This window comes from Methanolobus sp. WCC5 (assembly GCF_045690325.1).
In the GTDB taxonomy this organism is placed as follows: domain Archaea; phylum Halobacteriota; class Methanosarcinia; order Methanosarcinales; family Methanosarcinaceae; genus Methanolobus.
Window position 1 is genome coordinate 1,814,035 of the sequence record NZ_CP146981.1, and the last position, 19,878, is coordinate 1,833,912.

At 45.0% G+C, this 19,878-nt stretch carries 21 protein-coding genes; 17 read left to right on the top strand and 4 right to left on the bottom strand.

The window, feature by feature from the left end:
* Positions 1 to 73: 73 nt before the first annotated feature.
* The 8 genes from V7O64_RS08865 to V7O64_RS08900 all read left to right on the top strand — a co-directional run bounded on the left by V7O64_RS08865 (position 74) and on the right by V7O64_RS08900 (position 8,543).
* Positions 74 to 457: a translation initiation factor IF-5A gene (locus V7O64_RS08865; RefSeq protein ID WP_407355062.1), complete on the top strand. Its 384-nt coding sequence runs from the start codon at positions 74 to 76 to the stop codon at positions 455 to 457.
* 42 nt (positions 458 to 499) lie between these two features.
* Positions 500 to 1,378, top strand: coding sequence for an agmatinase (gene speB, locus V7O64_RS08870; RefSeq protein ID WP_407357306.1), 879 nt, complete (start codon positions 500 to 502; stop codon positions 1,376 to 1,378).
* Positions 1,350 to 2,009, top strand: a complete 660-nt coding sequence (locus V7O64_RS08875) for a GNAT family N-acetyltransferase (protein WP_407355063.1) — start codon at positions 1,350 to 1,352, stop codon at positions 2,007 to 2,009. The genes speB and V7O64_RS08875 overlap by 29 nt, the downstream gene beginning before the upstream one ends.
* Positions 2,010 to 2,117: 108 nt before the next feature.
* Positions 2,118 to 2,771 (top strand): HVO_0476 family zinc finger protein, encoded by a 654-nt coding sequence (locus V7O64_RS08880; RefSeq protein ID WP_407355064.1) that lies wholly within the window; start codon positions 2,118 to 2,120, stop codon positions 2,769 to 2,771.
* Entirely contained in the window at positions 2,738 to 3,397 is a 660-nt protein-coding gene (locus tag V7O64_RS08885) for a protein-L-isoaspartate O-methyltransferase (RefSeq protein ID WP_407355065.1), read from the top strand. Before V7O64_RS08880 ends, V7O64_RS08885 begins: the two co-directional genes overlap by 34 nt.
* A gap of 172 nt (positions 3,398 to 3,569) precedes the next feature.
* Positions 3,570 to 7,229 (top strand): hydantoinase B/oxoprolinase family protein, encoded by a 3,660-nt coding sequence (locus V7O64_RS08890; protein WP_407355066.1) that lies wholly within the window; start codon positions 3,570 to 3,572, stop codon positions 7,227 to 7,229.
* A gap of 81 nt (positions 7,230 to 7,310) precedes the next feature.
* On the top strand, positions 7,311 to 7,769 hold the full coding sequence (locus V7O64_RS08895; protein WP_407355067.1) for a bifunctional nuclease family protein: 459 nt from the start codon (positions 7,311 to 7,313) through the stop codon (positions 7,767 to 7,769).
* Between the two features lie 66 nt (positions 7,770 to 7,835).
* The gene (locus tag V7O64_RS08900) at positions 7,836 to 8,543 is read left to right on the top strand and encodes a DUF1614 domain-containing protein (protein ID WP_407355068.1); all 708 of its coding nucleotides are present in this window, start codon (positions 7,836 to 7,838) and stop codon (positions 8,541 to 8,543) included.
* A 27-nt stretch (positions 8,544 to 8,570) separates the two neighbouring features.
* Here V7O64_RS08900 and V7O64_RS08905 read toward each other — a convergent pair whose 3' ends face one another.
* Together V7O64_RS08905 and V7O64_RS08910 are read right to left on the bottom strand one after the other, a co-directional pair.
* Positions 8,571 to 9,308 carry an MAE_28990/MAE_18760 family HEPN-like nuclease gene (locus V7O64_RS08905; protein ID WP_407357307.1) on the bottom strand — a complete coding sequence of 246 codons (738 nt, stop codon included), beginning with the start codon at positions 9,306 to 9,308 and terminating at the stop codon, positions 8,571 to 8,573.
* 1 nt (position 9,309) lies between these two features.
* Positions 9,310 to 10,425, bottom strand: a complete 1,116-nt coding sequence (locus tag V7O64_RS08910) for a DUF262 domain-containing protein (protein WP_407355069.1) — start codon at positions 10,423 to 10,425, stop codon at positions 9,310 to 9,312.
* A 323-nt stretch (positions 10,426 to 10,748) separates the two neighbouring features.
* On the opposite strand from V7O64_RS08910, the gene V7O64_RS08915 reads away from it, so the two are divergent.
* The 9 genes from V7O64_RS08915 (at position 10,749) to V7O64_RS08955 (ending at position 17,421) form a co-directional block, all read left to right on the top strand.
* On the top strand, positions 10,749 to 11,372 hold the full coding sequence (locus V7O64_RS08915) for a hypothetical protein (RefSeq protein WP_407355070.1): 624 nt from the start codon (positions 10,749 to 10,751) through the stop codon (positions 11,370 to 11,372).
* A gap of 319 nt (positions 11,373 to 11,691) precedes the next feature.
* Positions 11,692 to 12,513 carry an imidazole glycerol phosphate synthase subunit HisF gene (gene hisF / locus V7O64_RS08920; protein WP_407355071.1) on the top strand — a complete coding sequence of 274 codons (822 nt, stop codon included), beginning with the start codon at positions 11,692 to 11,694 and terminating at the stop codon, positions 12,511 to 12,513.
* Between the two features lie 26 nt (positions 12,514 to 12,539).
* Positions 12,540 to 12,827 (top strand): MazG nucleotide pyrophosphohydrolase domain-containing protein, encoded by a 288-nt coding sequence (locus V7O64_RS08925; protein WP_407355072.1) that lies wholly within the window; start codon positions 12,540 to 12,542, stop codon positions 12,825 to 12,827.
* 33 nt (positions 12,828 to 12,860) lie between these two features.
* Positions 12,861 to 13,073 (top strand): hypothetical protein, encoded by a 213-nt coding sequence (locus V7O64_RS08930; protein ID WP_407355073.1) that lies wholly within the window; start codon positions 12,861 to 12,863, stop codon positions 13,071 to 13,073.
* The gene (locus V7O64_RS08935; protein ID WP_407355074.1) at positions 13,070 to 13,369 is read left to right on the top strand and encodes a hypothetical protein; all 300 of its coding nucleotides are present in this window, start codon (positions 13,070 to 13,072) and stop codon (positions 13,367 to 13,369) included. Before V7O64_RS08930 ends, V7O64_RS08935 begins: the two co-directional genes overlap by 4 nt.
* A gap of 51 nt (positions 13,370 to 13,420) precedes the next feature.
* A complete protein-coding gene (locus V7O64_RS08940) occupies positions 13,421 to 14,128 on the top strand; it encodes a class I SAM-dependent methyltransferase (protein WP_407355075.1) in 708 nt (235 codons plus the stop codon).
* 88 nt (positions 14,129 to 14,216) lie between these two features.
* Positions 14,217 to 16,709, top strand: coding sequence for a DUF3656 domain-containing protein (locus V7O64_RS08945; RefSeq protein ID WP_407355076.1), 2,493 nt, complete (start codon positions 14,217 to 14,219; stop codon positions 16,707 to 16,709).
* Complete coding sequence (locus tag V7O64_RS08950; RefSeq protein WP_407355077.1) at positions 16,706 to 17,125, top strand: nucleoside 2-deoxyribosyltransferase; 420 nt, start codon at positions 16,706 to 16,708, stop codon at positions 17,123 to 17,125. The genes V7O64_RS08945 and V7O64_RS08950 overlap by 4 nt, the downstream gene beginning before the upstream one ends.
* A gap of 50 nt (positions 17,126 to 17,175) precedes the next feature.
* On the top strand, positions 17,176 to 17,421 hold the full coding sequence (locus V7O64_RS08955) for a pro-sigmaK processing inhibitor BofA family protein (protein WP_407355078.1): 246 nt from the start codon (positions 17,176 to 17,178) through the stop codon (positions 17,419 to 17,421).
* On the opposite strand, the gene V7O64_RS08960 is transcribed toward V7O64_RS08955, so the two are convergent.
* Together V7O64_RS08960 and lysS are read right to left on the bottom strand one after the other, a co-directional pair.
* Complete coding sequence (locus V7O64_RS08960) at positions 17,418 to 18,086, bottom strand: class I SAM-dependent methyltransferase (protein WP_407355079.1); 669 nt, start codon at positions 18,084 to 18,086, stop codon at positions 17,418 to 17,420. The genes V7O64_RS08955 and V7O64_RS08960 overlap by 4 nt on opposite strands.
* Before the next feature lie 2 nt (positions 18,087 to 18,088).
* The gene (gene lysS / locus V7O64_RS08965; RefSeq protein WP_407355080.1) at positions 18,089 to 19,681 is read right to left on the bottom strand and encodes a lysine--tRNA ligase; all 1,593 of its coding nucleotides are present in this window, start codon (positions 19,679 to 19,681) and stop codon (positions 18,089 to 18,091) included.
* Positions 19,682 to 19,878: the final 197 nt, after the last annotated feature.

Consider the following 19,878-nt stretch of genomic DNA (forward strand, 5'->3'; position numbering starts at 1 on the left):
CTTATATAGCATAGGAAATTATACCCATAACTTTTAGCTCATAAATAATTGTTACGATTATGGAGGATTTCAAGTGAAAATTCAAGTTGAAGTAAAAGAACTTAAAGAGGGCAAATACGCCATTGTTGACGATGAGGCCTGTATTATTAAGAGCATATCCAAATCAAAGCCGGGTAAGCACGGTTCTGCAAAGGCAAGGATCGATGTGATAGGACTTTTCGACAACCAGAAAAGATCCATCGTAGGTCCTGTATCCGATAAGATCTATGTCCCTGTTGTGGAGAGGAAGAACGCACAGGTACTTTCCATTGCAGGCGATGTGGCACAGCTCATGGATATGGGTGACTTCTCAACATTTGAGATGAAAATCCCTGATGAGTACAAGGAAAGGATCAAGGAAGGAGAAGAGGTGTCCTACCTTACAGCTATGGGCAAGATGAAGTTCGATCTTAGATGATCGGACCACATGTCATTTCTTATCATTGTTACTACAATTAACATGTTCTACAGGCCTGATATGATGGATGCACTTGCAGATTACGATACTGCAAGATATGTTATATTCGGTGTTCCCTTTGATGGCACTTCCTCTTTCAGATCGGGGAGCCGCTGGGCCCCTGATGCCATGAGGAAGGCCTCCGCGAACTTTGAGACCTATAATGCTTATTTTGATATAGACTTTGAGGACCTGTTTATCCATGATGCGGGAAACCTTGAACATTACTCATCGGTGGACCAGACACTGGAAGAACTCTACCACGCTGTAAGACCAATCGCAAAGGATGGGAAGATCCCCATAATGCTTGGGGGTGAACATTCCCTGACCTACCCGTGTGTCAGGGCATGTGCCGAGGAGGCAGGGGAGGATATCGGTTTTGTTGTAATGGATGCACATTTTGACCTTCGTGAGGAATACGGAGGCATCAGGAACAACCATGCATGTGTTTCCAGGCATGTGCTGGAAGATATCACCGACACCTATGTTACCATAGGGGTCCGCAGCGGACCAAAGGAAGAATGGGACTTTGCAAAGGAGAACGGCATCCACTATTACACCTCGGACGATGTCCGGGAAATGGGTATAAGAACGGTCATTTCCAAGGTAAGGGACTACCTCGGATCTAAGAAGATCTACCTGTCACTGGACATGGATGCCCTTGATCCTGCATACGCACCAGGCCTTGGAACACCCGAACCATTCGGGCTTACGGATATCGATGTCCGGGAGATCATACGTGCATTTGCCCCCGTATCCATTGGTTTTGACGTTGTTGAGATCGCACCTGAATACGATAACGGCATAAGCGCACTGCTTGGGACGAAACTACTCAGGGAATTCATTGCAGCACATGCTGCAAGTGAAAGACAGGACGCCTAGATCAGGCTGCAGATATTTCTGTAGTATTCTTTTTAATGACCCTTTTTCAGCAAATTATGAGGCTGGTAGCCGATGGGTCATCAGGTTACATAATGTTGGTGATAATCTGAAAATATCAATCAGAAATGCCCTGGAGAATGACATCAACGAAATAATGCTCATTGAGCAGGGCTCCTTTCATGCCAACATAGTTGAAAGCAGGGATGTCTTCCTCGACAGGATAAGGATATTCCCTCAGGGCTTTCTGGTATTGGAAATCGGAAACTTGGTCGTAGGATACATATGCTCGGAACTATGGGAGCATTCGGAAGATATCCCTGCAGGGAATTTCCGGCTTAACCACACAATTACAGAAGTCCACAGGAATGACGGAACCCAGCTCTACATATCATCCCTGGGAATCCTGCAGGAACACCGCAAGAAAGGCTACGGCAAGAAGCTGTTCTCGGAGCTGGAAAAAAGGGCCATTGCAGAATGCAGGATATCCTCAATGGTGCTTGTGGTTTCTGTGAGATGGGGCGCTGCAATACGTATATATGAGAAGCATGGCTTCAGGGAAATACAAAGGATAAAATATTTTTTTGATGACAGTGCCAGGTCTGATGCCATCGTTATGAGAAAACAGCTTTAAGAAACAATGCCTCTGTGACCTGGTCATCCGGAAGTCACCTGCGTCTGTGGAAAACTGCACTGGGCAGTAAATTATTTACATACTCCAGACAATGACATCATTGAGAATATGAACGATGAAATTGAAGTATTATGTCCATCCTGCTCACCGAAGATCGCTGTGTTGCATGATGTATTGAAATCCGGTCAGAATACTGTGGTCCAGTGCCAGGAATGCGGAAATGTCCATCCGGCAAAGATAGAAAGAACCAGGTTTTTCAACATCAAAGTAATAATCAGCAAAGGTGATGCATCTTTTACCCGGATGACAAAGCTGACATCAGATGACATTGTAAGTGTAGACGATGAGATAATTGCCGATGACGGGGAATCAGACGAAGTATTCCCGATAATCGTAACTGCCATAGAATCCGGAGACAAGAGACCTGAAAAGGCAAATGCTGAAGAGATAACTACGATCTGGGGCAGGGCTATTGACGAGGTCGTCGTCAAGATAGCTGTCCATCGTGGAAAGAGCACGGAAGCCATCCAGAAGAGAGTCCCCGGAGGATATGAGTTCATTGTGGGTAAAGAGGAAACTGCAGACCGGAATAATTTTGTTGTCAAGAAGATAAAGATAAGGGACGGCAGCCTGGAATCACGTACCGGGACGGCAGTGGAGGCAAAGTTCATTAAGAGGATATTTGCCGAAGATGCAGTCAAAAGAGGCTGGGGAGAAGGGAGGACCGCATGGAGTATGAAAGGGAAAGGTCGAACCTGGTAAGAACCCTCAGGGAACGCAGGATAAGTGAAAGAACACTAAAAGCAATCTCAAAGGTGCCAAGACATCTTTTCGTGCCTTCTATACACATATCGCATGCATATGTTGACAGCCCGCTTAGCATAGGTTATGCCCAGACCATATCTGCTCCGCACATGGTAGCCATCATGTGCGACCTTCTTGAACTTCAGGAAGGACATGAAGTACTTGAGATAGGGACAGGGTCCGGTTATAATGCAGCCGTTATGGCGGAGATCATTGGAAAGAAAGGAAGGATATATTCCATGGAACGTATTGAGAAACTGGCAAAATCTGCAAGTGAAAGCCTGGAAAAAGCAGGTTATTCCAATGTTGATGTCATATTGGGTGATGGTTCACTGGGCTATCCGGAACATGCACCCTATGACAGGATATGTGTAACAGCATCTGCCCCCGATACTCCAAAACCCCTTGTAGAACAGCTCAAAAAAGGTGGTATCATGGTCCTGCCGGAAGGAGATACCTACCAGAACCTCTATGTTATAAGGAAATCCATGGACGGGGAAATTACAAAAGAGAACAGGGGTGGGGTGGTGTTTGTGCCCCTGGTGGGAGACCATGGCTTCAATGCCTTCACAGGAAACAGGTAAACCATATTCGATGCTCATTCCCTGCAGGAAGATGCATGGTCTTTTCTGCAATTGGCTTCAATATACCATAAGCAATGTAGCCATAAGCAATAGATCAATAATACAGAATAATCACAATTTTGAGCTGACATGGCAAAAACATTTATAATTTTCTGATTTTAAGGAATGTAACATGTCCTCTAAAGAAGAAAAGTGGCAATTCTGGATAGACCGTGGAGGCACATTCACTGACATTGTTGCCCGCAGACCTGACGGGCATTTGCTTGCACATAAGCTCCTTTCGGTTGATCCGCAACATTACAATGATGCCGCCATGCACGGAATAAGGGACATACTCGGGACCGGAACGGATAAACCGCTGCCCACAGAAGATATAGCTTCCATAAAGATGGGTACCACTGTCGGGACCAATGCATTGCTTCAACGCAGTGGAGAGCCTACGGCACTGGCAATTACAGAGGGGTTTGGGGATGCACTGAGGATAGGTTACCAGAACAGACCTGACGTCTTTGCCCTGAATATAGAACTGCCTGAACTGTTATATCACGAGCTTATCGAAATAAAGGAACGTTATAGTGCCTCCGGGGAAGAACTGCTTGCACTGGATACCGATAATGCCAGAAAGGAGCTTGAGAGAGTATTCAACAAAGGGATACGCTCACTTGCAATTGTGCTTATGCATGCTTATCGCTATCCAAAGCATGAGTTGCAGTTGCGGGAGATTGCAGCAAGTATAGGTTTCACACAGATATCGGTCTCCCATGAAGTGAGCCCCCTGATGAAGTTTATTAGTAGCGGGGAGACCACTGTAGTGGATGCTTATCTGTCCCCGGTGCTCAGAATTTACATAGATATGATATCTTCCACCCTGAAAGCTGGCGGAGACAATACAAAGCTCATGTTCATGCAGTCAAACGGCGGCCTTATAGAAGCCACACATTTCAGGGGCAAGGACTGTATTCTTTCAGGGCCTGCCGGAGGAATAGTCGGAGCTGTGGAAACATCGCTGATGGCAGGCTTTGAGAATGTCATCACCTTTGACATGGGTGGTACTTCAACAGATGTTGCCCATTACAGCGGAGAATATGAAAGAAGCTTTGAGACCGAGATAGACGGTGTGCATCTGCGCTCGCCCATGCTCTACATCCACACCGTAGCAGCAGGCGGGGGGTCAATACTTCATTTTGAGTCCAAAAGATTTGTAGTCGGACCCGATTCTGCCGGCTCTGACCCCGGACCTGCCTGTTATCGCAAAGGTGGGCCGCTCACCATAACTGACTGCAATCTCATGCTTGGAAAGATAATACCTCATTATTTCCCGCATGTTTTCGGTCCAGGTGCAGACCTGCCCCTTGACATTGATGTTGTCAGGAAGGGATTCTCAGTACTTGCAGAAAAGGTTAGTGGCTTTACCGGCGAAGAACACAGTGGAGAACAGGTTGCAGAGGGCTTCCTCAGGATAGCCATCGAGAACATGGCAAATGCCATCAGGAAGATATCCATACAGCGAGGATATGATACCAAGGATTACGTACTTTGCTGCTTTGGAGGAGCCGGAGCCCAGCATGCCTGTGGTGTTGCAGACATCCTGGGGATCGGGAAAATACTGATACACCCATTCGCCGGCGTTCTTTCTGCATACGGCATGGGGCTTGCCGACCAGAGGATAATAAAGGAGCAGGCTGTTGAGAAAGTACTTGGGCAGGGGCTGATGGCAGAACTGAAGGAAATTGCCCGGGAGCTGGAAACCAGTGCCAGGGAAGAGATGAAGATGCAGGGTGTCGCTGAAGAAGACATGAACACCCTGCACAAAGTGCATGTCAAGTACAGGGACACCGGGACTTCGATAGTTGTCGCTCTTGGGGAAAAGGAAGATATCAGGAAGGCATTTGAGGATGAGCACAAAAGCCGTTTCGGATTTATCATGGGGAATAAGGAACTGGTCATAGAGGCTGTTTCCACAGAGAGCGTCGTTATGGGTGAAAGGATTGGAAAATGCGTGGTTTTGGACAACGCCAGGGACAGGGAAGAAAGATGTCGGCTCCCTGATACAAAAATGTACACATCCGGAAAATTACACATAACACCCGTCTACCGGAGGAACTGGCTCCGTGAAGCTGCAGGAAGGATAATCACTGGCCCGGCCATGATAGTGGAGGATAATACCACTATTATAGTTGAGCCGGGGTGGAAAGCGGAACTTACGGAAAATCTGGAACTTGTACTTGAGAGGATCTCAGCCCTGCCGGGAAGAGAGAAAGTAGGAAAGGAAGCTGATCCTGTGATGCTGGAAATATTCAGCAACAGGTTCATGTCAATTGCACAGCAGATGGGATATACGCTTCAGAATACCGCCTATTCTGTGAACATAAAGGAGAGACTTGATTTCTCATGCGCTCTTTTTGACCGGACCGGGAATCTCATTGCCAACGCACCCCACATACCCGTTCATCTTGGTTCCATGGGTGAAAGTGTAAGAGCTATTATCAGAAAGTTCCCGGATATGGAACCAGGGGACGTCTTCATGCTCAATTCACCCTTTGAGGGCGGGACGCACCTGCCTGATATCACGGCCATTACTCCTGTTTTCCATGAAGGTGAAATTGTATTCTATGTGGCATCAAGAGGACATCATGCAGATATCGGAGGGATCACTCCCGGGTCCATACCACCTGACAGCAGGCACATAGAGGAAGAAGGAGTTATGACAGGCGGGCAGAGGATAGTCTCACAGGGAATATTCCTGGAGGAAGAAGTGAAGGCATGGCTGCTTTGCGGGACTTACCCTGCACGCAATCCATTCCAGAATATAGCTGACCTGAAGGCACAGGTAGCAGCCAACGAGAAGGGGGTCACAGAGCTTGAAAAGCTTGTGGAGCACTTTTCTATTGGAACTGTGCAGGCTTATATGCAACATGTACTGGATAATGCGGAAGAGGCTGTGAGAAGTGTTATTAAGGTATTGAATGATGGGCAGTACTCTCTTTCATTTGATGACGGGACTGTTGTCAGCGTGCAAGTGAGCATAGATAAGGAGAATAGATCGGCTCATATAGACTTTACAGGAAGTTCAGAGCAGCATCCGGGAAACCTGAATGCTCCTGTGGCTGTGTGCAGGGCGGCGGTGCTCTATGTGTTCAGGACGCTTGTTGAGAAGGACATTCCCCTGAATGAAGGGTGCCTACGGCCCCTCAGGATAAGTATTCCTGCAAAGAGCATACTGAACCCGGAATATCCGGCAGCAGTGGTGGCCGGGAATGTTGAGACCTCGCAATATATAGTTGATGCGCTTTTCGGTGCACTGGGAGTGATGGCAGGCTCGCAGGGCACTATGAATAATTTCACTTTCGGAGACGATGAGTTCCAGTATTATGAGACAGTGTGTGGAGGATCGGGAGCAGGGAGTGGTTTTAACGGCACAGATGCTGTGCAGACGCATATGACCAATTCCCGGATAACCGATCCGGAAGTGCTGGAATGGAGATGCCCTGTAAGACTGGAGGAGTTTTCGATACGTAAGGACAGTGGCGGTAAAGGGGAATATCAGGGAGGATGCGGGATTGTCCGGAAGATACGTTTCCTCAGGCCAATGAGAGCAGCTATCATTTCAAGTCACAGGAAGTACCCTCCGGCAGGTCTTAAGGGCGGAGAAGACGGAAAATCAGGGCATAATTATGTCATCAGGTCCGACCAGACCCCGGATACGAACGGAAAGGTCCGGGGATATGTGGAAGAACTTGGAGGCAGGGCCCTTGTAGATATGAACACAGGTGACCTGTTTGTGGTGGAGACCCCCGGTGGCGGTGGGTTTGGAGAAAAAAGAAAGTGTTAAGTAATGATACTGATAAAGCAACAGTGAGCTTTGTGAGCTTTACAGACTATCTAGAAAAAGGTAAAGGCCGTTGTCGGGAATATGAACTCTGCAAGCAAAATAAAGAAAGTCACCGTGAAGGGAGTGTATATGATCAATATCTTCGGGCGGGCTGTACCGGCTGTTATGCTTGAGGATGAGGAAGGGCTCCTTATGCCAATCCACATTGGTCAGTCAGAGGCGCTGTCGATAAATTCGGTGCTGAAGAATGAGACCATGCCAAGACCAATGACACATGACCTGATAGTATCCATGCTTACACGCCTGGGGGCGGAAGTGGAGCAGGTGCTGATAGATGAGAAAATAGATAACATATACTATGCCAGGATAACGCTGGAAAAGGACGGCACCACCATGGATTTCGATGCCAGGCCCAGCGATTGCATCGCTATTGCACTGAGGAACAATGCTGCCATAATGATCAATGAGGAAGTTTTCAACGCAGATGCAATAAGCAAAGATAATTTCCTGGGTTCCAGGGCCATCATGGGATTTGACTGACAGGCAAATGGGATATAGCCGGAGGTCACCCAAAAAAGTATATAGTGTCAGCAAGGACAATACCTTATGAGGCATCGGATATTCTATAATCCTTTTACCTTCATCTTCACGCTGATACTCACCTTTGTGATAGTCTTCAGCATATCCCTGCTCTTCTTTGGCGTTGTAAGCAGTGCTTTTGCAAGAATAGGTTTCTCCTGGAACGATGCCCTTTTCCTGCTTCTTGCCTCATTGATAGGAAGTAATATCAACATACCGTTAAAGACCATCGAGTCCCAGACACCTATTGAGGATCACAGATATGTGAAGGTTTTCGGAGTATCGTACCGTGTCCCATTCAAACAGACCTACACTACCAGGACCACAGTAGCCATAAATGTAGGCGGGGCACTGATCCCAGCCATGGTCTCCCTCTACCTGCTGACCCTCTTCCCCCATGCCACCATTTATGTCCTCTACGCCACCCTGATCGTTGCCTTTATAACAAAAAGTGTTGCCAGACCCGTAAAAGGTGTTGGTATCGTTTCCCCTGCATTCGTCCCACCCATAGCCGCCGCCCTGAGTTCCATCCTTATCGTCTACAGCACCCAGGTCCAGCACGAACTTATATTTGCCGTAGCTTACATCAGCGGCACCCTGGGAACCCTGATAGGAGCCGACCTGCTGAACATGCGGGCCATTACCAAACTGGGCGCTCCTGTTGTGAGCATCGGCGGTGCGGGAACGTTTGATGGCGTTTTTCTGGCAGGGGTTATTGCGGTGTTGCTGGTTTGAGGAAGGAAAGTGATTTGAAATCAGAAATTAACGTCGAAAACAGAGAATATTATTTAAGAATTTAAAGCAATCGGAATGGTAATCCCAATCTATTTTACATATTTCACTACGTAATATTTCATTAACTAAATACGCACATTTCTTCAAAAAACTAATGTAATCTTCTACTTCAGCAAGAGAGGAAGTTGCTATACCTTTTTCACCATGTGCATAAGAGTGTCGCAAGTCAACAAAGCCATTTAGCTTATTCTGAAAATAAACATAACTAGAAAAACGATTCATAAGCATTTCATTATCTTTCAATCTGTGGATACCAATTCCCTTGAATAATTGTTCTATAACCTCGCACTTGGGATTAGAATAAGTAAGCGAAAAAGCTTCTTTAACTAAAAGCGGTTTATTTGATGTCGAATCATTTTCAAAATATGTAGCATAAGTTAAAACTATACTTCCATGATGCGTTTCTTCTTTTTTACTTAATGATTCTAGTACTTTAATTGTATTCCTTTTGTTGGTATCCCATATCTTAGGGCGCAAATACTTTTTTGGAACATTAGTTTTGTTGATAATTTCAATGTATTCCATAAAAGCTGCTTTTAGAAAATTTTCAAAATATCCACAACTCAATACAACTACACTTTTAGATGTTGCTGATATTATCGATAGATTATCCCTTGATAGTGATTTTTCTAGCTCAATTGAATGAGAGAGTAATATTTCAAGTTCTTCAATTGATTTTAAAAAATCGTTTAATGCATGAATCATTTTACTCAATTGATTTTCTTAGCATATCCAAAAATTTGCCCATTCGAGTCTTATTTGCTTCCAGACTATTCGTTCCTTTTCTAACGGAATCAAGAAAATCATCATCTTCAAATAATTTCTTAGTATTGTTAAAAATACGAGATTCGTGACCTTTAATTGATTTATTATCGATTTTCGAAAAGGAATACATCACAGCGTCATAAACTGGGGCAGACAATACTGACCATTTATTATCATCTGGATCCCATTTTCTGAAAGCCTGATCTGCATATACAGAATGTACTTTTTCAATTGTTTCAATAAAAAGGGACCTATGAGATTGCATTTCAACATTTGTAAACTTTAGTGATTTTTCCATGTATTTATTCATAGACGTTTTTAGATTTCCCGATATTTTTTCAAACTTTTGTAATGTGAAAAATCTTAAAACTAACTGTACATCTTCCATCTGCTTGTAAATTCTTGTTTGCTCAATCTCTTTCTGTGAGTTTGGAAGACCCAAACACTTCCTAAACAAGCGATTTTCGGATAGTTCGATCAGCAAATCATTGAAACTCCCTCTATAAATACAATTGCGAATTTCTTGTGGATTAAGATGTTCACCGCCTGTATTAATCCGTTCAAAAACATCAAATTTGATATCTAGATCTGACTCCTTGAGTATGACTACTGCAGAAATTGCCCTTCGATATATTGCATTTTGAATCGTAGAGTTTAATTGATTAAACGTTTTACCATTCAACTCACTCCAAAAAGACAAACCTGTTAATGCATATGTATCACCAATGTAGGAACTAATTGCATTAAGCCGCTGTTTTCCATCCATCACTGAGTAGCTATTATACTCCTCTTCTGCAAGAAAAATAGGAGGAATGGGAATAGCCATAATAATTGATTCGATTAACTTTGATTGTTGCTTCGTATTCCACCTATCTCTTCTTTGAAATTTTGGCTCTAAGTTAATAACATTATTAGCAAGCATATCTTTTAGACTTGGAATATACAAATCCATTTTTTGAGTCACGAGCCTTTTTTGCGTACCCTGATACTTTTGAACGATAGCGACATCTTCATCACTTAAGTTTTCTATTTCTTCCTCGAAGTATTGCTGTATCATATTATAGATTCTATGTGGAAAGTGTTATAAAATTTTTGCTTTTACAATATTTCATTTTTAGTAAAGAGTATCAATTGGATATTGAAGAATAAACCTCACCCACATCCCTTCTCGGCGACCCGGGCAACTTCTTTGCATACCGCAATCTAAGTAAAAGCCGGGAATGTCTGTGGCCCGGGGACAACATAGAGCTTCCTTCAATACCGCTCATTAAAGAAAAACAGAACATAAACACCCTGTCAATGATCATCCGGCCGTGATGAGAAGAAATAAATAGCATACAAATTAACAAAATAATAAGCCTAAAGGGAAGGGGGATTTAGTTGAAGACATACCATACTTATGTTCATGTGATCCTGGCAATCTGTCTGATAGCCTTGGCTATTGCAGGTTCCGGTTGCATATCAGAACCTGATAACGACGAAGATGATATCAACATACCGGAGCAGACCGGATCTGAAGCGGAACAGCAAAATGATGCCGGCACAGAAACAGAACACAATGATCAAACCACACCCGGTGCAGCACAAACTGAAAATCAGGGTAGTGAGATGACTTTGCCTGCCGGACAAAACAAGCAAAGCAGCACGGCTGATACTCCGGCACAACCGGTCCCGGAACTGACACTTCAGGCTTCTGCACTTGGTGATGGCAAATATCTGCTTGAACACAAAGGCGGAGATGATATAGACCTTGCAGAGGTCAGAATGGTCCTTTCCTCACATGGAAGCACTGGCATATATTCTCCTTTAAGTAGAAATAAAGAAGTAATGAGCATGGATGACCGGTTAGTGATAGATGTCTTTTCCGGCATTTTCACGATCAACGGCAGGGAGATTGACGTAACAGAGCCGCAGACTACAGATTCTTCCGCAGGGGATACGAAAATAATGCTCTTCCCCATGGGTTCTGACAGAATGATATATATTGTGAGCATTAGCGGATGAGACAGGACTGAAAGGCTTTACGATGCTGTCATCAACAGGAAAGAGCGGATGTTCTATCCATCATCCGTTATTTCTTTTTGCATATCAATGAAACGAGTTCCTGGAGGGAAGTGAAGGCCGTGTGTGGAAAAAGGTAACCATTTACCCTTTGTCATTGTTCGCCCCATATCATGGTATCATTTATACCAAAAGGACCCTGCAACAAGTATTAAATTGAAGCATCCACATCTTCTAAACATATCAAACATTTCAGCCGTATCATCTGCCTTAGAGCCTAAGATATGAATAAACAGAATCAATACAAGGGATAAGATAACACATGCTCACAAAAAGAATAATACCATGCCTTGATGTTACACTTGATGAGGCAGGCGGGACCGTAGTCAAGGGAATAGAATTCGTGGACCTGAGAAAAGCCGGGGACCCTGTGGAACTGGCCAAAAGATACAATGAACAGGGTGCCGACGAACTTGTATTCCTTGATATCACAGCATCCCATGAAGGGCGCTCTACCATGATAGATGTGATAGAGAGGACTGCTGATGAGGTATTTATCCCGCTCACAGTTGGCGGTGGAATCAATTCCATAGAGGACATACGCCAGATACTCCGGGCAGGCGCAGATAAAGTATCCATAAATACCGCTGCGGTGAAGAATCCCGGGCTTATCAGGGAATCATCGGAGATATTCGGTGCCCAGTGTATCGTCACAGCAATTGACTGCAAGCGTAACCTTGATGTGGGGAACAATCCTGACAAGACCATACTTGAACTTGAGGACGGTACACCGGCATGGTATGAAGTGGTCATCTACGGTGGCAGGCAGCCAACAGGGATAGATGCTGTAAAATGGGCTAAAAAAGTAGAGGAACTTGGCTCCGGAGAGATACTGCTCACCAGCATGGACAGGGACGGAACCTATGACGGCTTTGATATTCCCATCACAAGGAAGCTCTCCGAGGAACTGGAGATACCTATCATTGCTTCCGGGGGCGTGGGCAACCCTGAACACATGTATGAGGGTTTTACAAAAGGCAAGGCTGATGCCGCTCTTGCAGCCAGCATATTCCACTTTGGGGAGTACACGGTTAATGATGTCAAGGAATATCTCAGGAAAAAGGACATTCCTGTGAGGCTCTGAGCTAAACAGAAGAGAAGTGTGAAAAAATGGAGATCTCCGAATTCCAGAAACGTATGTATGACCTCTACGCCCACAATGACCGCCGAAGGGGTGCAGCAGCAACCACACTCTGGCTTGTAGAAGAGGTAGGTGAACTTGCAGAGGCCATCCGGCGTGAGGATATGGACAATATACGGGAGGAGCTTGCAGACTGCTTTGCATGGATAGCGGCACTTGCAAACCTGTATGATATTGACCTGGAAGCTGCTTTCCTTGAAAAATATCCGGACAGGTGTCCAACGTGCGGTAAGAATCCCTGCACCTGTACGGACTGAAGCTTTAGATCAGACATATTCCAGTTAATTGCCATGGCTGAAAAGACAATAGACAGAGACCAGCTCGTGCAGACCGGAAATCTTGATAGCACTGACTTTGTTGTTGAGGAAGACTACACCTGGGACTACACCTGGGACTATCCGCAAGAGGAAGCTTTTGCAACTGAGACTCCCGGATTTAATATAATGATGGCATTGCTTGCTTTTATCGCTGTAATATACATTTCAAGGAGGAGATTGCAATGAATGCTGAAAAGGATGACAGTGAAATGAAAGATGAAAAGACATCATTATCTTCAAAGCATAACATTAAAGAGAAAAAGGAGAGGTCAGGAGAGGATTATTTCAAAGGTGGCATGCTCCTGCTTGTGGGCATCATAGTTTCCATTGCAGCCTTTCAGTTATATTTTATTGTGAACGAAGTGATCTACACCTGGTTCAAACCTCAGTACGTTCCCCTTGTCATGGCCTCCTACAATCTGGGAGTAATAGTTGTGGGCCTGTGGGTCCTTAAGGGATATATTCTGAAGAAGGAAAAGTAAGACAATCTGAGATATGAAAAGACCAAAGCAAAGATGCCGGAGTTGGAAACTATGAGAAAACTGCCTGTCTGGTACTACGATGAATTCGTCCAGAACGGAACGGATTACACAAACAGGGATGAGATCCTGGGATATGACCAAAGCATGGATAAAATACGTAACATAGGCAAAGAGATGGAAACCATGCTAGGACTTATTGATCTTCGGCCGGGGGAAAAGGTGCTGGAGATAGGTTGTGGGACCGGTGAATTTACAATAGAGCTTTCAAAGCATTGCAAGGGGGTAGTTGCCCTGGATATTTCATCCGGGATGGTTGAATTTGCCCGAAAGAAAGCACATTGGGCAAGACGGGATAATATTGAACTTGTCAACAGCGGATTTCTGACATACGATCCTGCAGAGAGGAAATTCAATGTCATAGTGACCCAGCTGGTATTGCATCACCTGCCCGATTTCTGGAAACTTGCTGCATTAAAGAACATCAGCTCAATGCTTGAACCTGAAGGAAGGTTCTACCTGAGGGATGTCATATATTCATCGGAGATATATGATTATGATTCCTTTTTCTCACAAACGTTACGCAACATACCACATGATGCAGGAGATAAAATGGTCGATGACTTTGTCCACCATATAAAGGAGGAATTCTCAACCTTTGACTGGGTAATGGAAGGTCTTCTTGAAAAAGCAGGTTTCACCATAGAGAAGGCTTTTTATGAGGATGGCTTCATGGCAACCTATCTATGCAGGAAGAACTAAATTTTAATTACTTTAAGATATCCCTAATTGCTGCAACATAAGCACTAAAGAGGAGTTTATATACTGTTAACTCATCTGGGCGGATATCATGCTTAAGACCCCTGAACTTCTGGCCCCTGCGGGGAACATGGAATCACTGGTAGCTGCTGTGGAGAACGGTGCGGATGCTGTGTACCTTGGAATCAAGGATTTCAGTGCACGGGCATACGCCGGCAATTTTAGCATAGAGGAATTCAGGGACGCTCTTGACTTCGCTCACCTCAGGGGAGTTAAGGTCTATGTCACTATGAACACTCTCATCAAGGACAGCGAGATAAAAAAAGCCCTTGATATCATGTACACTCTGGATGAACTTGGAGCCGATGCTATCATAGTGCAGGACATGGGACTTGTGGAACTTGCAAGGACAAAGGTCCCCTCTTTGCCGATACATGCAAGCACCCAGATGACGATCCACAACACCGAAGGCGTCCGTTTCCTTAAAAGTATGGGAGTGGAAAGGATAGTGCTTGCAAGAGAACTCTCACTTGAGGAAATTGCGGAAATGAAAACGAAGACCGGTGCACAGATAGAGGTTTTCGTTCACGGTGCACTCTGTATCTGCTACTCAGGCCAGTGCCTCATGAGCAGTATGATAGGAGGCAGGAGCGGGAACCGCGGATATTGCGCCCAGCCATGCCGCAAACAATACAGCTTACGTAAAAACGGGAAGCAAGTAGAAACAGAGGGGAACTACCTCCTGAGTCCCAAAGACCTAAACACATCAGAGATCCTGCCTGAACTCATAAAGGCAGGAATAGATTCTTTCAAGATAGAGGGACGGATGAAGCGCCCCGAATATGTTGCCGGTGTTGTAAGGATATATCGCCATCTTATTGACAGGTTTGCAGACGATCCGAACAATTATTTTCTTACAGAGGAAGAAAAGGAAAATCTGGAACAACTCTTCAATCGCGGGTTCACGACCGGATATTTCAAAGATGATCCTGCAGGGGACCTGATGAGCCGGGAAAGACCGCATAACCAGGGAATTGCGATTGGAAAAGTTACAGGATTCAACAATAAGCTCAACAGAATGGAGATAACACTTACCGGGGAACTTGAAGTAGGGGACGGTATCGGCTTTGAAGGCAGCAGGGATTGCGGCACAATTGTCCGGGGCATATATATCTGGAACAGACTCGAGAAAAAGGCAGGCACCGGAGATATCATTACCATCAATTATGACCAGCCACCGAAGAACGGTACAATTGTTTACAGGACACTTGATGATTCGCTTATGAAAGAATTGCAGGCTTCGTACGGGTCCCCTGCCCCGATAAGAAAGGTCCCTGTTTCCATCGGGTTTAAAGCGCATATCGGTGAGAAGCTTGAGCTCTCATTTTCTGACAGGGAAAACAACACATCAACTGTTATTTGTGAATATATAGTTGAAAGGTCACAAAAAAGGCCCACAACAGAAGATGACGTTAGAAAACAGCTTGCTAAAACCGGAAATACTGTTTTTGAAGCTCACAGGATAAAAGTCGATATGCCTGATGATGCATTCATCCCGATCAAAGAGCTGAACAATGCAAGAACCGCAGCTACCTCAAAACTGGAAAGCATCAGGACCGGGAAGTGGAGAAGGCCGGCACATGAGAGAAGTTACGAAATGTCTGAAGAGCAGACAGAGATGATAAGTCAGACAGGGACGACAGGTGAAAGCGAGGAGAAAAGGACACTGCTTTCGGTTAGTGTCAATGGTCCTGAGAACCTGAATTCCGCATTGAAAAGCGGAGCAGACCTTATTTACATTGATACATCGCTTAAAGGGCTCCAGAACAGAGAATGGAAAACTGCCATCTCATTTGCATCTGAAAGAAAGATTCCGTTATATTTGCACACCCCCCTCATCGTGAAAGACCGGGAAGTTACCAAGCTCAAAGAGACTATAGTACTTGCAAAGGAACTGGGATTTGAAGGCATCATTGCAGCTAACACAGGTGTCCTGGGAATTGCACGCAATTGCGGGATGAGAATTCTGGGTGATAGTTCACTTAATGTATTCAACAGGTATAGTCTTCACGTACTTGAACAAAAAGGAGCAGACACTGTCACACTCTCAACTGAAATGAATCTGGGACAAATAAATGAGGTAGCAAAGTATGGGGATTGCGAATACATTGTTCATGGGCAAATCCGGATAATGGAATCCGAACACTGCCTTATAGCTGGTCTGCTGAAGCAGAAAGATGATAATGTTCTTAATTGTGCTTCCCTGTGCAAAAGTGGCAATTTTGAGATCATGGACGAGAAAGGATTTGAGTTCCCGGTCAGGACAGATCCGGAGTGCAGGACTCACATATTCAACTCAAGGGAACTCTGCCTGCTGGATGATATTCCCCATCTTATCAGGGCAGGTGTTTCAAGACTCAGGATAGATGCCAGGAATATGGAGGATAAGCGTGTTGCCATGGTCACAAGAGCATACCGGGCCAATATCGATGCCTTTTACACAGGAGAAACAAAACACATCTGGCAGGGAAGCGACATCAGTGAGGAACACACAAGAGGACATTACCACAGAGGCGTACTATGAGGATATTCCTTTCAGCATCAATAAGAGGTGGCAGGCAGATGCTCTCCACATACATGGACATATGCAGCTATCTTCAGGACAGAGGCCATGAAGTGCTTAGCTGGCATGTGGCCGATCCGGAACTTGAAAAGACAGAATCCCTGCTCACAGAACAGGAGATATATACCCGCGACATGGATTTCCTTGAAAAGAGCGATTGTCTGATAGCAGAAGTGAGCACTCCTTCCATAGGTGTTGGCTATGAGGTATGCAGCGCATTGAACATGTGTCTGCCTGTCCTGTGTTTGCACACTCTGCAGGCAAATGTTTCAGCCATGATACTGGGAGACAGGAGAATAATCAGTAAAGAATACCAAAACTCCGGTTCCATGAGAAAAGCGATAGACGGTTTCCTTGAAAAGCTGAATGGATGTTAATTTTTAAGTAATCATTAAATACTTATCATCGCAATATAAAAAGGGTGATTATGTTAACTGAAATAATAATCCTGGTTGTAGCGATCATAGCTGCATATCTTCTATGGAAAGTACTGAAGACTGTAAAGAACATGGTAATTAACACAATCGCAGGACTTATAGTGCTTGTTGTGGCAAACCTGGCACTTGGGCTGGAAATAGCTTACACGTGGATAGTCATTCTGATATGTGCGATAGCAGGTGTTGTAGGTGCACTGCTGATAATTGTTCTTAATTATCTTGGAATCGCATTCTAAAGACGGGCAAGTACCCTTATCTGATGGCGCCTGTGTGGCTTGCCATGAAACTTTTTTTCTGATATCAGATCATCCATTTCCAGGATCTCAAATCCACTGAGAAGTGATCCTACTTCCTCCATGGTGAAATAGTGGTATACTATCCCGTTTTTCCTCATGAAAGTATCCTTTTCCACCTCATCACCACCATACCTCATATCCCCGGTCCCAAAAATTTCCAGTACAAGAGAAGAGCCGCTTTTCATCACTCTTTTGATCTCAGAAATTGCCTGCTTTCTTTCATCTTCCAGCAAGTGCTGTAAGACCCCAAGACAAAGTGCAGCATCAAAAGAATTTTCTAAAAAAGGAAGTGCAGTTATACTCGATACCAGACATTCAGTGTGTTTGCTGCTTTGGATGTTGCTTTTTAAAAGATAAGACCTTGCCCTTAGGACAGCATTTACTGAAACATCGATACCTACAGAATCATATTTCCTGGAAAGAGGAAGGAGGTACCTTCCATTGCCGCACCCAAGGTCAAGGACACGTGCAGAATCAGTTACCAACCCCTCAAGCATCGAGATAGATCTGGGACCTCCCCAGGTCACATGTTTGTATTCTTCGTCCCAGGCAAGGAAATGAGATTTGCCTTGAAGATCACTGCCCGGGAAAGAATCATTCTCCATGATCAGGGTCTGTACTCTGCTGCTTCCTTAAAACGCTGCGCAAGGAAGTCCTTCTCAAGCGAGGAGAGGAACCATCCTGCTTTTGGACCTGAAGGCCGTCCCAGTACTGAGACATATATTGCCTTGAAGAGCTCTTTAGTATTGACCTCAAGTGAGGATGGATCTGCATTGATTGCATCAGCGATCGTGGTGTTAAGTTCAGAACCTTGCTCCTTTGCTGAGTATACAAGGTTGTGGTAGTCCTCACCGTTCAGTTCACCGCTCCTGTCAAGTATGGATGCGAAAGAACTGAGGAAAGCCCTCTGTAGATCATTGAGCTGTGCAGCACTTACCGGAAGCTCATCCTGCACGCTGAACTTTGCATTGTCAGGAGCATACATCTCAAGCCAGTTGCCGACGTTGTCCACAAGCTCGCGTATGCATTTTTCATTAGTAGTGTCATATCCTGCCCTCTTCACTATATTCAGTATCCTCTCAAAGTCACCTGCTGCAACCTGATATATGGTCGTCATGTGCTTGAAGGGAATATCTGTGTGGCAAAGTCCTGCAGCATGTGAGAGTTCTATTATCCTCCTGTCATAGGATGTGGCCTTGTCGCTTGAGTGCAGGCGCTCAAACTCATCCACAAGTGTGAGCAGTGGTAATGCAGGATCGAATCTGATGTGCTTTTCGGGTTTTGTACGGATGATCAGGTATCGCAGAACCTCAGGAGGGACCACCGTAAGCATATCGGCAATGGAGACCACAACACCGGTTGATGATGACATAGCGCCCTGTTTACCCAGCATGATCCATTCATAGACAATTGGATGGGGTGCCTCATAACCGAATATCTCTCTGGCTATAGCCACACCGGTATCATACGAGCCACCTCTGGAAGCATGGTCCTTTCCATATGGCTCTACAGTGACTCCAAGTGCCTTCCATCTTGCAGGCCAGTCCACACGCCATGTTAGCTTACCGCCTCCTTTCATAGGAACGGTTCCGCTGTGTCCGCATGTACATTCATAATCCACGGTCTCTGCATCCAGGTCAAAACCCGTGACAATTGTCGTGTTGATCTTACCGCATTCATCACAGATGGGATTAAAGGGATTCCATGTATCTGCCGGCGTTTTCCCTGAAACATTCTGCAGTATAGCCGCAATCTCATCCTTTTTTACAAGGGCCTGTTTAATGGCATCAACGTAGACACCTTCCTTGTAAAGCTCGTCTGCCCTGTAGACCCTGGGTCGTATTCCCAGATGCTCAAGGGCTCCAAGGAAAGGCTCAAGGAAGTGCTCCGAATAACTCCTGTGCTCCCCGCAGGGACATGGTATCTCAGAGAGGGGTTTACCAACGTGCTGCGCATAACTTTCATCCAGGAAAGGATAGACTTTCCTTAAAGGGTCGTAGGTGTCTGCAATATATATGAATTCGGCATCTGCACCTTTGTCAACAAGCGCTCTGTATGCTACATCTGCCGTTACGACCTCGCGCATGTTACCAATATGAATGTGACCTGATGGCGTAATGCCTGTTGCAACAAGATGTGTCCTGCCCTTGGCAAGCACCTCGTCTGCTATGACATCTGCCCAATGTGTAATATCTGCCATGATCTCACCGATAATATGAATAGTTGTAATATAAGTTGCTCAAAAGCCAGTAACCTTAGAGGATTGTTACTATTATAATCTTTGCTCATGAAGAAAATCCAATCAGGAACATATAGAGGCTTTTTGTCCTTCAGAGGACAGATCCATACCTCATATAATGCCTATACGAAAGATATTAATAAGCATCTGGTCTTCAA